The sequence below is a fragment of the Phormidium sp. FACHB-592 genome (assembly GCF_014695795.1).
Classification (GTDB): Bacteria; Cyanobacteriota; Cyanobacteriia; order Leptolyngbyales; family Leptolyngbyaceae; genus Stenomitos.
Window position 1 is genome coordinate 382,305 of sequence record NZ_JACJOZ010000074.1, and the last position, 13,681, is coordinate 395,985.

At 48.9% G+C, this 13,681-nt stretch carries 10 protein-coding genes; 6 read left to right on the top strand and 4 right to left on the bottom strand.

Annotation, left to right across the window (positions count from 1 at the left end; translation table 11 throughout):
* Nucleotides 1–375 precede the first annotated feature (375 nt).
* Nucleotides 376–843 (top strand): hypothetical protein, encoded by a 468-nt coding sequence (locus H6F86_RS20660; protein ID WP_190450594.1) that lies wholly within the window; start codon nucleotides 376–378, stop codon nucleotides 841–843.
* Between the two features lie 279 nt (nucleotides 844–1,122).
* Here the strand turns inward: H6F86_RS20660 and H6F86_RS20665 are convergent, their stop codons facing one another.
* The 4 genes from H6F86_RS20665 to H6F86_RS20680 form a co-directional block, all read right to left on the bottom strand.
* Nucleotides 1,123–1,458 (bottom strand): ribbon-helix-helix domain-containing protein, encoded by a 336-nt coding sequence (locus H6F86_RS20665; RefSeq protein ID WP_190450597.1) that lies wholly within the window; start codon nucleotides 1,456–1,458, stop codon nucleotides 1,123–1,125.
* 29 nt (nucleotides 1,459–1,487) lie between these two features.
* Entirely contained in the window at nucleotides 1,488–2,261 is a 774-nt protein-coding gene (locus tag H6F86_RS20670; protein ID WP_190450599.1) for a PmeII family type II restriction endonuclease, read from the bottom strand.
* Nucleotides 2,239–3,171, bottom strand: coding sequence for a site-specific DNA-methyltransferase (locus H6F86_RS20675; RefSeq protein WP_206756062.1), 933 nt, complete (start codon nucleotides 3,169–3,171; stop codon nucleotides 2,239–2,241). Before H6F86_RS20675 ends, H6F86_RS20670 begins: the two co-directional genes overlap by 23 nt.
* A 74-nt stretch (nucleotides 3,172–3,245) precedes the next feature.
* On the bottom strand, nucleotides 3,246–4,220 hold the full coding sequence (locus tag H6F86_RS20680; protein WP_242033610.1) for a protein rep: 975 nt from the start codon (nucleotides 4,218–4,220) through the stop codon (nucleotides 3,246–3,248).
* A gap of 650 nt (nucleotides 4,221–4,870) precedes the next feature.
* On the opposite strand from H6F86_RS20680, the gene H6F86_RS20685 reads away from it, so the two are divergent.
* From H6F86_RS20685 to H6F86_RS20705, 5 genes are all read left to right on the top strand, one after another.
* Complete coding sequence (locus tag H6F86_RS20685) at nucleotides 4,871–5,728, top strand: hypothetical protein (protein WP_190450600.1); 858 nt, start codon at nucleotides 4,871–4,873, stop codon at nucleotides 5,726–5,728.
* A gap of 32 nt (nucleotides 5,729–5,760) precedes the next feature.
* Complete coding sequence (locus H6F86_RS20690) at nucleotides 5,761–6,210, top strand: hypothetical protein (RefSeq protein WP_206756063.1); 450 nt, start codon at nucleotides 5,761–5,763, stop codon at nucleotides 6,208–6,210.
* Nucleotides 6,211–6,316: 106 nt separating this feature from the next.
* Nucleotides 6,317–10,597 (top strand): hypothetical protein, encoded by a 4,281-nt coding sequence (locus tag H6F86_RS20695; RefSeq protein WP_190450603.1) that lies wholly within the window; start codon nucleotides 6,317–6,319, stop codon nucleotides 10,595–10,597.
* Nucleotides 10,597–11,094, top strand: coding sequence for a hypothetical protein (locus H6F86_RS20700; protein WP_190450605.1), 498 nt, complete (start codon nucleotides 10,597–10,599; stop codon nucleotides 11,092–11,094). The genes H6F86_RS20695 and H6F86_RS20700 overlap by 1 nt, the downstream gene beginning before the upstream one ends.
* Entirely contained in the window at nucleotides 11,094–13,496 is a 2,403-nt protein-coding gene (locus H6F86_RS20705) for a hypothetical protein (protein ID WP_190450607.1), read from the top strand. The genes H6F86_RS20700 and H6F86_RS20705 overlap by 1 nt, the downstream gene beginning before the upstream one ends.
* Nucleotides 13,497–13,681 lie beyond the last annotated feature (185 nt).

Genomic DNA, 13,681 nt, shown 5'->3' on the forward strand with positions numbered 1-13,681 from the left:
CGAATCAGAGTTATCCCTCATAATTCAAGTGAAGGCGGAGGGATGCAAAAGCATGCAACGATATGCAAAAAACATAGGAACCCTTAAGGGTTCGGTAAAAGTTTTTAAGCAAAAATCAGCCTCTCTAATCGGTGACTGCGATCACATCAAAGCATCTGACGTTACCGCTGAAGTCACCAGTTTTTTACTATCAGCATCATACGATAGCGTATATACAAATCTTTACAAAGGACGTGATCCGCCACCCTGGTCAGTCATTTTCCTTTTGAATCATCACCATCTGTGCGCTCGTACCGAACTTTCGGGGGATCAGGTGTTGGCGGGGGCGGGGGTGGTTTAGGTTTGTCGTCCTGATTTGAATTTGAATTAGTAGTCATGACTGAACATAATAATGCGACTTTTGCCTACGAATATACGCAAAAAACACTGGAGAAGGTGAACAAGTCCCTTGACAACACCACGACAAAGATAAGCGGCGCACTCGCTTTCAGTGGTGTTGCTCTTAAGTTCGCTGAAAGTTTATCAGACGAAGGATGGCTCGTCTGGGTAAAAGTAGCCGTTTGCTTTTTCTCAGCAATGTCGATCGTCTCATGCAGTTTAGGCTTATCCCCCGCTAGTGCTGGAAAAGTAGTTGACCCTGCCTCCTTCCTTGACGCAGAGATTTACAGGCTTCCTGACGAAAAATGTAAGCTATTTACGATGAGGCAAGCACTAAAAGGGATTGAGCAATTAGACAAACTAATCGAAAAGAGACGCAGAAATTTGAACGTTGCAATCGTTCTAATTACTCTTTCTGGATTAGGGATAGCTTTTAGTATTAGTGCAAGAAGCTTAAACCTGTAACGCAGACCAGAACGATTACTAAAAGTTCAAACCCTAGGGTTTGAATCAATCAAAGACCGCTCGGCGCGAGCCAACTCCAGGGGATTGCACTTGTAAGGTCGGTTTGTGCGGCGTCTGGTGGCAATCCCCTGGAGCAGGCAAGAGCATAGCGGTTCTCTCGCCCGTCAAGGGACGCTACGCTCTCCGCTACGCTACGCCCCTGACTTGAGATGATGCCTAGTGCTACCACCTCCCCAAGTTACTCTCCAGCAGAGCTTGGTACTGGCATCTTGCCGTGTATTACACGGATGAAGTTAAAGAGTTTCGTAGTGCTTCTAAAGCACGGCGCACCGAGCCTCGGTCTTTACCGTTGCGTGTGACCATTGGATCATTAAGGACACAAGCAATCGCATTATCCACCTGCGCCAAGCTTAGTCCGTTGGTAGGCACCACCTGGTCGAACGCTCTTGACTCAGTGAGCTGCTCAATCAGATCTGCCCGCGTCAGACTTTGTGCCTCAGCGACTTCACCAAGCTGCTGCCAGGTTGTATCAGTGAGACGAATGCTGCGTACTTCGCGGTGTGCGTCAGACTTAGCGGCAAACTGTCCGCAGTCGCTACGCTTTTGTTTAGTCATAGATCTTCCGTGTAATACACGGTGATTATCTAATTTGCAGAACTCCTGCGTCTAGTCCTGCGTGGTGGAATGTATCCGCTATTTGCTTGAGTGAGCTTTTCCCAGTTGATATGCCCTTCCTCATCAACAAACAAAAGGGAAAATTCACGGGTTAGTTTATTTAAGGTAGTAGCCCAAGCGTCCTGATAGTCAGGACGCAAACGCAGCGGGTAATCTTTCATCAACCTTGTTAACTTCAAATAGAAGTCAGAATCGCCTGTAATTTCTTCCCAGAGAGCCTGACCTGAACGAATCAAATAGATGCGACCACCTTCTTCATCAGGCTCAGAGTTAGCCTGACCTGTTGATTGACCCAGAATTGCGACAAACCGTTTCTGAATCCCCATCTGGCAGTAGTCCTGATAGGCTTTGTCAAAGTCCTCTTTAATCCCACGACCCATTCGAGCATTTTGCCAGTTGGAACCAGACTTCATCTCGATAACAATGTAGTCACTCTCTGTTTCGATAACAATATCCATGCCAACTTGCTCTGCTTTTGCGCCATCGCCAACAGCCTTAGCAATTTTCTCGAAGAACTCATCGCCAAAAATTGTTTCATCTGATTTAATAAGGCGCGACCTCATTAATTCTTCAACCAACTGAGGTGCTTCAGAGATTCCAGTTGCTCGAAATAAATAAGGATTTTTAGAAGCTAAATCGTTAAGCTTTAACTCTAAAAGCCTGCTGATACGGCGATCATAGAAGGATCTCAACCGCTCTATAATTAGATTTTCTAATGCTTCAAGACTGATTTGTAGCGACATTGGTTTGTAAGGGAGATAGTATCTCTAACTGCCTTAAACTACCCAAACGATGGCGGGCAAGTTCACAATACTCATCACTTACATCAATCCCTACAAAACTTCTAGCAAGCTTTTCACAAGCTACTGCGGTTGTCCCAGATCCCATAAAGGGGTCTAAAACAACATCTCCAGACTGTGTAAACAGTTTAATAAACCAGCTTGGTAATTCCACAGGATAAGCTGCACTGTGCCCTTTGTTAGCGCACTCAGTCGCCATATGCAGCACATTGTCAGGGTATGCCATGTCACGCCCAACCCAGTTGGAAATGTTCTTGCCAAAACCACTTCCCACTTTGGAATTGTCACGAAGCATATCAGTTTCGCTCAGTTTCCTCAGTCGAGACTTTGCCCAATCGCCTGTCGGAACTTTCACTTCATCTTGGTACATCGCAAACTTTTTGCTGACGTTGAAGTGTAAGCACCGTTCCCAACCGTCCCGAAAACGATTGCTCCATTTGCCAGGGTAGCTATTTCGCTTGTGCCAACAATACTCCTCTGTCCAGAGCCACCCCTGCTTACGCATCTCTAGAATCAGCTCTAAAACATAGGTATGACGTTCACCATTAACGACCCGCTCTTTGATGTTCAAAACAAACGAGCCAGTAGGCTTGAGGACACGTTTTAGCTCGGCGGCGATCGGTAGAAACCACTCTACATACTGATCGGGGTGGATACCGCCATAGGTGTTTTTCCGTTGATCTGCATAAGGTGGTGAAGTGACAATCAAATCAACAGATTGGTCTGGAAGCAAAAGCAGCACGTCCAAGCAATCGCCGCAATGAAACTTGTTCAAAAACGCTGAGATACCTAGATCAGGCTTGACTGGAGGCTTTACAGAAGACCCATCCAGCAATCTCGATTGAACATTCACCACACCTAATAACCCCTTACGTTTACCGTGTATTACACGGTGATTCTAGCAGCAACATCCGATGAATTTACCGTCTATGGGGACAGTCTGTACATTTTTTCTTTTCTTCGCCAACTAAAATAAACCGAGGTTTTGTCGTCCATCTCACTCTGATCATCGTTGCCAATCAGGTCTTCTGGTTCCTCTTCCAGCTCTTTGAGGTACTCTTTCAGCACCCCACCTGTCGCCACTGCCCTCATCTTGTGCATCTGGCGGGTTAGCTCCAAGAACCATTCACGATCGGCTACCAAGTCTGATTCTTTCGTGCAGTACTTCAGAAGTTCAGGCACCAGCTCCATCGGCTTACTACCCTGCTTTACTGCCTGCACATCCAGCACTGGGTTATAGTCCAGCCTCATGCACTTACGCCACATCTCCACCCATTCATCTTGTCTGATGTACTTCTTGCCAAAGTACGATCGCTGCACCAGTAGCAAACAATGAAAATGAGGGTGAGCGCTGCCGTCTCTACCCCGCGTGACTTCAGTAGAACGTAGCCACCCCTCACCAGGGAACGCCTTAAGCTGCACCAGGCGCTGATACCCTCGATTCATCTGCTTGAGCGTCTCGCGCAACTCAACGATCGGCGCGTTCTTCTGGGTCAGCGTCAGAAACAGCCAGCGGTGAGAGGGGTAAGCCTCAACAATCTTCGGTAAAACCTTGTATGCCTTCGCCTTCCACATCAGCGATCGCCTCCACTGGCAGACAGGGCAATGACGTAAGCGACAAAAACGGGCAGAGCGTAACTTTAGCTTCAGCGTATCGTGTTCAGTCGGTGCTAACCCAAATTCGAGCAACTCAGAGCAGTAGTGAATCCGGCTGCTGTAGCCATTGAACTCACTGCCTGCATAAAAACCCTCCACCCGATCGGCAAAGCTTCTGTGCTTATCCCAAGGTTTATCCTGTGGGCTTACATCCGATAGGGCAATGGGCTGACTATTGGATGCAGCAGACTCAGGCGCTATGCTAGACATAGAAACGCCGAAGTCTGAATCGCCCGAATCAGACATTCAAAAACCCGTGATATTCAGTTGGAGAGTGGTATCCCAACCGTATCACGGGTTTTGGCTTTTAAACCCAAAAAGCTTTTATCTCTTAATCTGCCTCAAACCCTTACCCAAAAGGGGATAGCACCGATTCTACGAATCAGAGTTATCCCTCATAATTCGAGGATGTAGCTGAAAAACTCCCTCGTCGAACGATCAAAGGTGTTCATTTGAGAGCGTTCAAGCTTGGCTTGATGCCTGACAAGAATCTGTGGGCAGAACAAGAAGACGAGATCATTAGAAGCAATTATCCGAGGCTAACATCCAGACAGCTTTCAAGCCTGCTACCAGGCAGGACTCAACTGGCGATCAAGCAAAGAATATGCCAGCTAGGTGTTCAGGTTGAGCGGTGGGCTTGTAAGCATTCAGCAAGCAAAGAGTTTTTTGAGGAGCCTAACCTGCTTAATTGCTATTGGGCAGGGCTGATTGCGGCTGACGGATGCATAAGCCAATCAACCATCGGCAAAACAAAAACTTTGAGGATCGCGCTTGTTCATTCAGACGGCTACTTGCTAGAGCGGTTTGCGAAAGACTGTAAGTACACGGGCAGCGTAAGTATAAGCAAGAAGAAGGCAGTAGAAAAGAAGATTTTAGGAAGAGAGATAAAAGCAAGCATGGCGGCAACAATCAGCATTAGCTGCTGCCAGAATTGGTTTGACGATTTAGAGAAGCATTGGAACATCACACCAAGAAAAAGCTTGACGCTTCAGCCGCCCAATAATTTAAACCCTGAACACTCCTTAGCTTATGTAAAAGGTTTTTTTGATGGGGATGGTTGCGCTCACTTAAGAAAAAACGGCATCCTTACATTGTGTTTCTATGGAACATTTGAGTCTCTTGACTGGATTAAATCTATCTGCGATAGGGTATCCCCTCAATACACCGATGATTGGCGAGAAAAAAGCCGTAAAACTTCAGAACTGGTGCAGGCAGGCAAAATTTACAACTACAGCATTAGCGGCTATAGAGCCGAGCAGCTAGCAGAAGAAATCTTAAAGCTAGAGCTACCAGGAATGTTGCGGAAGTGGGACAAAATCAAAGAATGGCTTAAGGATAAAGCCGACAAAAAAATTGCAATTAGCAAGCCTGTCCAGCTTCACGTCTTCGATGAGTCTAAGGTTTATCTTGGCAGGCTTTGCAAGCGTGGGCATGATTACAGCGGGACAGGGCAAAGTCTTAGGCGTGTTGGGCATGGCAGTTGCGTCAAATGTGGTCAGATAAACGCAAAAGTAAAAACTCCAATGGTGCCAATGTCTTTCTATTTCCAGGAAACAACCAAACTAGCTCCTGAACTGGACGGCACACCTCGATACTTGGGCTGTCTTTGCGTGAAGCATCCATACCAAAACACAGGATATAGTTTGCGGTATCGCGGCGGTAGAGGTTGTATAGAATGCTTAAACAGCAGGGCAAGAACCAAGCGAGAAGAGGCGGCTAGTACGATCGCCCCTGTGATTTGCCTAGCCGACTGAGCTACTGTAGTGCAGTTGCGTTGGTGAAGGATATGGGGTTTTACCAGAAGTTGTCGATCGCTGTGTTGGTTGTTGCTTTGAGCGGGTGTTCGGGTTCCAGTCCAAAATCCAGTACCCCTGCTGCAAGCGTGCCCCCTAGCCCAACGCCTTCACCGAGTACATCCCCTTCGATCGCCGCAAACCCTAACTCCAACATCGGCAAGGCTGATGCTCAGGGCACGACTGTAACCGTAGATGTTCCTGATAGTCCCTTATGTGACCCTGAGACAACGCAGACGACTAAAGAAGTGTTTGAGACTTGCCTGATTGAGGACTTAACTTTTGTGCAGGCTAGCAACGTAATTGGGTTCAAGGGTGAGCTTGCGAGTCAGTCGGGTGCAACTGAAATCATGCAGTGGGATCTTGGGAAGGATAGCCAAATTATTACCGCAGTGTTTCAAGACAAAAAACTTAAAAGCAAAAGCCAAGTTAATTTGAACTAGCCACAAACAGCAAAATGCCCTCATCACAATGGATAGAGGGCATAATTGGGTTAGGTTTGAGTTCTCGTCTACTCCTATTGTACTCACGATGCAAGAGTAGGCAGAATTGGCAGATAGAAAGCTTCAACTAATTCTCTCCGTCGTTAACAATGCATCTGCTGAACTCAGAAAAGTTCAGTCGGAATTGCAAAGCGTTGGCAATGTGCCGATCGGCAATGCTGCTAAGAGTCTCAGCGGTATTGGTAAAGCAGCATCAGAAGCAAGCCAAAGCGTTACGGGCATCGGCGGTGCGGCTGGTGGTGTTCTTGCGGCTGTCTCTAGCATTGGCGCTGCTTTTTTTGGTGTACAGGCAGCAATTCAAGCTGTCACTGCGTCGGCTAAAGGCTTTTTCGACAGTACAGTTGGGGCTGCTGAAAAACTTAACTCACAGATTCTTAGCAGTCAAACCAACCTTGCCAACGCTGTCACAATCAAAGTTGATGGTAAGAGCATTGATGATGCTTTTGGGAAGATTCAAGCCACAAAAGGCTTTATCACCGACTTAACGAAAGAGATTGAGCTTCAGAGCGTCGATCTTGTGGGTGTGACAAGCGAACAGGTCGTAGGGGTTACCGACGTTTTGCTTCGCAACACGCCAGCGATCGTGGGGCAGTTTGACGCAACAAAGCGAGATCTCAAAGGGGCGCTAACCTCTCTCACAAAAGGATTTGCCAGTGAATTAAAGCTTTCGGGCTTAGACTTAAGCCAAGCAAACCAGGAGATCTCGTCAATTCTAAGAGGCGACGTAGGGGCTGACAGTTTGGTAGCGAAGAAGTTGGGGCTGACTGGACCCGACATTGCCAAGCTTAAAGGGCAGGGCAAATTGGTTGAGGAACTGCTAAAACGCCTAGAAGTTAGCGTGGCTGGCAACAAAATTTTGTCTGGGGAGAGTCTATCTGGTCAGCTAACCAATGTTTTAGACGTTTTTCAAATCATTGGGCGGGAAGCGGGTAAGCCACTGCTGGTGCCACTGGTTAAAAGTGTTGAAGCTGTCTTTAAGATTCTCAATGACAACAAAGACACGTTTATCGCTTTCGCTCAAGGTGCTAGCCAGTCTGTTGCTAACGCTGCCAATCAAATCGGGGCATCGATCCAAGGTGTACTGCCGACCATCTTGCAGAAGGTGCAACAAACTTTTGGCACATTAAGCGCAAACCTTAGCACCTTTGCCCAAAATGTTTTACCCGGACTAACTCAAGCGTTTCAAACGATCGCGCCTGCTATTGGGGGCACGTTCCAAGTGGTTGCGTCTGTGGTGCAAAACTTAATCACCACTGTTTCAACCTTAATTGCTCCACTTGGTCAAATCATTGGCGCGACGTTTGGAGCGATCGCTAAAATTGTTGAGCCTGGTGTTGCCGCTTTTCTGTCGTTGACTAAAGCCTTTAGCGGCATCATTGATGCTTCTACCGAACTCAGTACTAGTCCTGGCATTCAATTCCTTATCGGTGGACTGGCTTCAGGCTTAAGCATTGTCATCAGCACTATTGGCGATGTTGGAGCATCAATCACAAGCGTCTTAGGTGGCGCGATCGAGTTCATTGCGCCTGTGATTGGTGATGTCATCAAAGGGTTGCTTGGTGTCGCTGAAGGTGTGGGCAACACAATCAAATTCTTCGAGCCACTATTACGGCTTGTTGGGGCTTTAGGTGCTGGATTGGCGGCACTAATTCAGGGGCAAACAATAGCCTACTTCAAGCAGCTAGGCAGTATTGTCCAAGTAACTGTTGGGCTCGTCGGTAAGCTAGCTACTGTTATCGGTGCCGCATTAAAACCCGCTTTTGATCTGGTCGGTGGCGCTATTACAAATGTGTCAAAAGCCCTCAACGACACTATTAGTAATGTTGGCAAATTTCAAACCGAAATTGTGTCAAAAGTGGTTAGCACCGTTGAGGGGTTGATTAACAATCCGGCATTCCAAGTTGTAGCCAAAACGCTAGGTATTGATTCAGCAGCGATTCAGGCAGGGTTAAATGCGCTTAAGAGTAACGTCACCAGCGTTACCGAGAAGGTTGCTGAGACAGGAAAAGAAGGTGGCAAGATTGGCGAGAAAATTGCCGAAGGTGGCAAGAAAGCAGGCGAGGGGCTAGAGTTCGGTGTCATTCAAGCTGAGAAGCTAGGCACAAGCTATCAGCAGTTAGAGACTCAGTTAGCCAATACACAGAGAATTATCGCTCAGAACGCTAAAGGACCAGAACTTAAGAAAGCGTTGGACGATCGCATTAAGCTACTTCAGCAGGCGCAAGAGCTGGGCACAATTAGCCCCGAAAAAGCACAGGAAGAACTAGCCAAGATTGCTGCGAATAGCTCTGCTGAGTTGGCAACGCAACAAGCCGCGCAAGACGGTATTACGAAGGCACGCAAACTAGCACTTGACCAGCAGAAACAAGAGTTCCAAAAACAACAGTCTGACATTCAGGAGCTATTGAACAATGGCACCATATCTGAAGCAGAAGCGGCGAAGCGTACCACTGCCGTCCGGTCTGAGGAATTGGCGAAACAACTGGAAGCCACCACCAAAGCGATTAAGGCAGAACAGGCAGCGATCGCCAAAGGCACGGGTAGCAAGTCACGCCTGAAGGAACTACAGACACAGCAGCAGACACAGGAAGCGGAGGTTTCTAAGCTCAACAAAGAGGCGCGAGATAAGGAGAATCAGTTACAGCTACAGAACTTTGATGAACAGCAGAAGATCCTGGAGGGACGCAAAGCACAGGGGCTAGTTGGAGAACAACAGTTTGCCGCAGAGTCGCTGAAGATTACGCAGGCACGACTGGACAAAGAGCAACAGTTGCTTACCCAGAAGCGCAGCAAGCTTGACCCTAAAGATAAGGAAGGGCTAGAGGCGATCGCGGCTCAAGAAGCAGAGATTCAGGTTAAACGCACGGCAGCGATCGAGCAGTTTGAAGCACGCAGGCTTGCCATCCTCGAACGTGCTCAAGCTGCTGCACTGGATGCCGTTAAGATTGCTGAGACACAACGTAATACAGAGGTCGATCGCCTTGTCGCTGCCCGTCAGATACGCGAGTCTGAGGCAGGGTTGTTGCGGGTACAGAACTCTAAGGACACGATCGCCCAGGAGCTTGCCCTAGAGAAACAGAAGATCGCTCAACTGGAAGCCCTGCCAAAGTCTAACGATGAAGGCAAGGAGGAACAGAGGCAAGCCAAGATTCGCGCTAGTCGCCAGAAGTCAGCAGATTTAGTTGGTCGGTTAGTCAAGAACGAGATTGAGCAGCAACAGGCGCTATTCAGAGTCGTTTCTGAGCGGTTAGACAGACAGGCGCAACGGGCGAAGATTGCCGCTGACAACGAGATACGTCCACTACAGAATCAGTTAAAGCTACAGGAAGCGCTTACTGCATCACTGGACAATCAGAATAAGCTATTTGGCGCTAGACGTGGACTACAAGAAGCACTTAATGGCTTTGCTCAGACCGGGTTAAGCCTGCTTTCACAAGGGGCTAAAACAGATGAGGAACGCGAGAAGATCGTCCTATTAACTGCTGCATCCAGACTGAAGGCGCTACAGCAACAGCAAGAGTTTGAGCGTCAGTCGTTGGAGAATGAGATTCAGCGCAACCAATTAGCACTGGAAAACGAAAAAATTCAGAACCGGATTGCCCAGATTCAGAATCAAGCCTCTGTCGCCAGAGCGCAGGCAGACTTGGCAAAGGCTAAAGCAGACCCCAACGCCACACCGGAAGGCGTTGCGGCAGCACAGCAAGCGGTCGAGGCAGAGAGGGCAGCAGGGTTAGGGCTTCAGTTACAAGGACTGTTACTGGAACAGAAGAAACAGACACAGGACACAGCGGCAGAGTTCGATCGCGCCCGCTTAAACGTAACCCAACAGGGTCAGACCAATCAGGCACGCGGCGAACTCATTGGGGCATTGCCGAAAGAACAGCAGGAAGCCGCACAGAACAAGTTTCAGAAGGAGATTTTGCGGGGCTTGGGGCTTGGGTCTACAAGCATCGCAGGCATCAACACGCAACAGATTCGACAGGCGGCGACACAAGGTGGCAATTTCAACCTACCCGGTGGGCTTAACCCAACGGCAGCACAGTTGCCACAGGTGACGATTAACCCGCAGATTGAAGCGATTAAACAGCAGCTATCACAAATGACTACACAGACGACCACAGCAGCGACACAACAGCAGCAAGCGACTAGCAGTGCTGACAGCAAAGCGATATTGGCAGAGTTGCAGCGGATTTCAGGGGCAGCGATCAGACCGATCGAATCTTCAATCACTCAAAACATTAACGGACCGGATACTGCAACAGTCATCAAACAGGTCCGTAGAGAAACAGATGCAGGGTTAGCTAAAACATTCGCAAGTATTAAGTAATGCCATTCATCAACTCCCTAGTGATTCCATGCCCTGTCGATCTGGTTGCTGCCTACAACAACCCTGACGAAGAATGCCCACTGTTCGACACTGTTGCCAATGCACTAATCCTGCGAGTGCAACCAGGAGACTACAAGCCAATCAGACAGAAGCAGATAGAGCGTAGAGATGGCTTCACCTCTGCCACACTGACAGCATCGACCGCACTGTTAGGGATGGAGGTGACTATTACCGATGGTCGTGAAGAAATCCGCTATGCGCTGGAAGAGTTAGAGTCGATCGCGCAATCCGTCCCTGGCACCTATCAACTCATCACCATCCTCGACTACTGCCGCCCAGAGAGACAAGACAGGTTGACAGGCTTCACTACACGGCTAGGGTATTTCGAGGAGATAGAAGGGCTAGCAGGCAACGTCAGGACAGGCTTAGAACTGACATCCCGCAGAGAAGGCAATGGGGTGAGGTTCACATTCTTTGAGGGGCAGAGAAGGCGCTGATGTTCTTGATTGAATCCCCTAACCTACCCACTGCCACTAGACAGCAATACGCAGGCGCTTCTTTCAGTTCGATCGGTGTTGCCACAAACGCAGGCGCACCGTTTAGCACGATCGACTTTACTGCGGGTCAACCGTTAGCGGTCAGCGGTCAAGTACCAGTGGTCGTCGTGGATGGCGTTGGTACGGTGATATTGCCAGAGGGCACGATTGTCACCGCTTTAGCCACTGCTAACAATCCCTCCTACCGTCCTGCTGTGGACTCAGGCAACCCACAGCAAGGGGAGTTTGTACAGAATGGCGACACGGTAACGGTGTACCTGCGAGAGGACGAAGCCCCGCCATCACTGACCTATTTTGGGGTGTTGGATCACTATCCACCTGAGTATCTCCCCACTGATGAAGTACCAGGACCATACCCAGAAATCTATTCACAGTGGAACCTAGAAGGGGAGTGCAGTTACAGTCGCAGCTTTGAGGGGCATCCCACTGCTAACTTCAAGTTCACCACGTCACTCGCTAACTACGATCAGGTGTTACTAGCGTTTGCCAATCGCACACCCATCACGCTCTACGATATGGGCTTTGAGGTGGATAGCTGCGAGATTACTGAGCGATCGCGTGACCTATTCCCTACTGGCGTAATCGACGTGAGCGTATCGCTAACAGGTAGGCACGAATACCTGATGAGCGAGCCGTTTTATATGCGGAAGCTTGGCAGCAAGGGCTTCAGTACGACAGATGTAGCGACGCTCGCACAACAGGTAGGGCTGAACGTGCAAGGGGCAAGAATGGGCGTAACGATCGCCCCTGATGTGTCCTACGCTGCCACTGCTACCGTTGCCAATCTGATGGACGAGTATGGCAGGTTGAGTCAGGGCTTTACCTATCTGAGCAACCCGAACGCGATCGAGCTGCGTACTTTTGGCGCAACCCAGCAGCACACGATCAGCGATGCCGATATTCTGGGTGAGTTTAGCACCTCATATCCTGGCAAAGAGCAACGGTATCACGGTGTTCAGTTAGCCGAAGTCTACAAAAAGTCGGTGCTGACCTTTAATGAGCCTGCATCGGAGAGTGCTGGTATCAGCGTTACAGTGAATCCAAAAGAAAGCCCTGTTGACCCGTACCCTGTGGCAGACTTACGCAGCATCGGGCTTGCGTTCGATAATGGTGGACCAACAAAAGACCAAACGATTACGAAGTCGATCGGACGTACGACGATCGAGACTCGGTTTGTAAAATACGGCTATGCCTTCGCTGGTGTGGACGTTTACAGTGTCGTGAACGTGAACGTTGTAGATCCTGTAACAAACTCAAGCTCAACCGTCAAACAAACACTGTACACAAGCGGCATAGTCCCTGCTGCGTTCTGGAAGCTAGTCGAAGAAACAACAACCGTATGGGATCGTGACTCATCCGGCTACCTGCAAAAGATTAGCGAGACTGGCACACGGTTAACTCGACTGAAAAGTGAAGGCGCTGAGAAGCCTGAGACACTTGATCTGATGTTGGCGAGAGCCTCGGTACCGGGTACTGGCGGTGCCGCTGACGCTAAACGATTAGTTTTTACCAAACAGATTGCTGCATATCAATTTAATTTGATTGCCCCAACGACAAAAATTACTGAGTACGAGCTAGGCAACCTCAATTCATATTTTGTCGATACGCCTGTATCACCGAATGAACCACCCGCTAAGTTCTGCCTGCGTCAGCGCACCTATGAGAACACGCTGTATACAGCACCGGATCCCGACAGCACAGCCAAGAAGCCTCTGCCCCTGATCACCACAGGACGCATTTTCGAGCAAAACATTAGTGTCTCAATTACCTCTAATCAGAAAGGGCAAGAGGCATACGATCGCACCACTATCACCCAGAACAGCGAAGGCACCAACCTGAAAAACGGGTTAGGTATCGGCAACACTGAGAAGGTGAATGGACGACCACCGACGCATGATTTATCGTCAGACGCGATCGTGCTTAACTCCAGCATCAACCCACAAAAGGCAGTGGTTGACCCTAACTTTAAGTATCTGTTGGAAGTAGAAGGACTGACCCCAGGATCGCCACCGTTGTACACCAGTCGCATTGAGCGAGGATCTAAGAGTTACACCACACGCTTCACAGAGGATGCGAGGGCTGCTGCCGAGTTGGATTTAGCGATTACCAACAGTGAGCGATCGGCTAGCGTTTCGCCCGACATCCGCTACAACCGGGCTTACCGGGAAGGCGACCTATGCTGGATCAGGGGCAAACAATACATCATCTTCGGCAATAGCTGGAGCGAGAAGATCGATAACGGCAGAGTCACTTGCGATGGAATGAAGTTAGATCTGGGTCGTTATCTACGAATCCCGGTACTGCTGCGGAAGGTATTGGCGAATCTGCCGCAAGGGTTTTAACTAATCGGCGGGAAGTCCCGCGCTCTAATCTTTAATTGAGCGTCGGGATGAAAGCCAGGGTTGCTTCTTGCCGTCCGGTTTATGGTCTTTACCGAAGCTGAAGAACAAACCGGATAGGCAAGAAGCAACCAATCTCTTATACGGTACACCGAAGTTACGGTAAATATGGTTTGTGCTAAAATAAC

What these genes read in the sequence shown, in the direction of transcription:
- H6F86_RS20660 (WP_190450594.1), top strand. Translation starts at nt 376, where the DNA reads ATGACTGAACATAATAATGCGACTTTTGCCTACGAATATACGCAAAAA.
- H6F86_RS20665 (WP_190450597.1), bottom strand. Translation starts at nt 1,458, where the DNA reads ATGACTAAACAAAAGCGTAGCGACTGCGGACAGTTTGCCGCTAAGTCT.
- H6F86_RS20670 (WP_190450599.1), bottom strand. Translation starts at nt 2,261, where the DNA reads ATGTCGCTACAAATCAGTCTTGAAGCATTAGAAAATCTAATTATAGAG.
- H6F86_RS20680 (WP_242033610.1), bottom strand. Translation starts at nt 4,220, where the DNA reads ATGTCTGATTCGGGCGATTCAGACTTCGGCGTTTCTATGTCTAGCATA.
- H6F86_RS20685 (WP_190450600.1), top strand. Translation starts at nt 4,871, where the DNA reads ATGGCGGCAACAATCAGCATTAGCTGCTGCCAGAATTGGTTTGACGAT.
- H6F86_RS20690 (WP_206756063.1), top strand. Translation starts at nt 5,761, where the DNA reads ATGGGGTTTTACCAGAAGTTGTCGATCGCTGTGTTGGTTGTTGCTTTG.
- H6F86_RS20700 (WP_190450605.1), top strand. Translation starts at nt 10,597, where the DNA reads ATGCCATTCATCAACTCCCTAGTGATTCCATGCCCTGTCGATCTGGTT.
- H6F86_RS20705 (WP_190450607.1), top strand. Translation starts at nt 11,094, where the DNA reads ATGTTCTTGATTGAATCCCCTAACCTACCCACTGCCACTAGACAGCAA.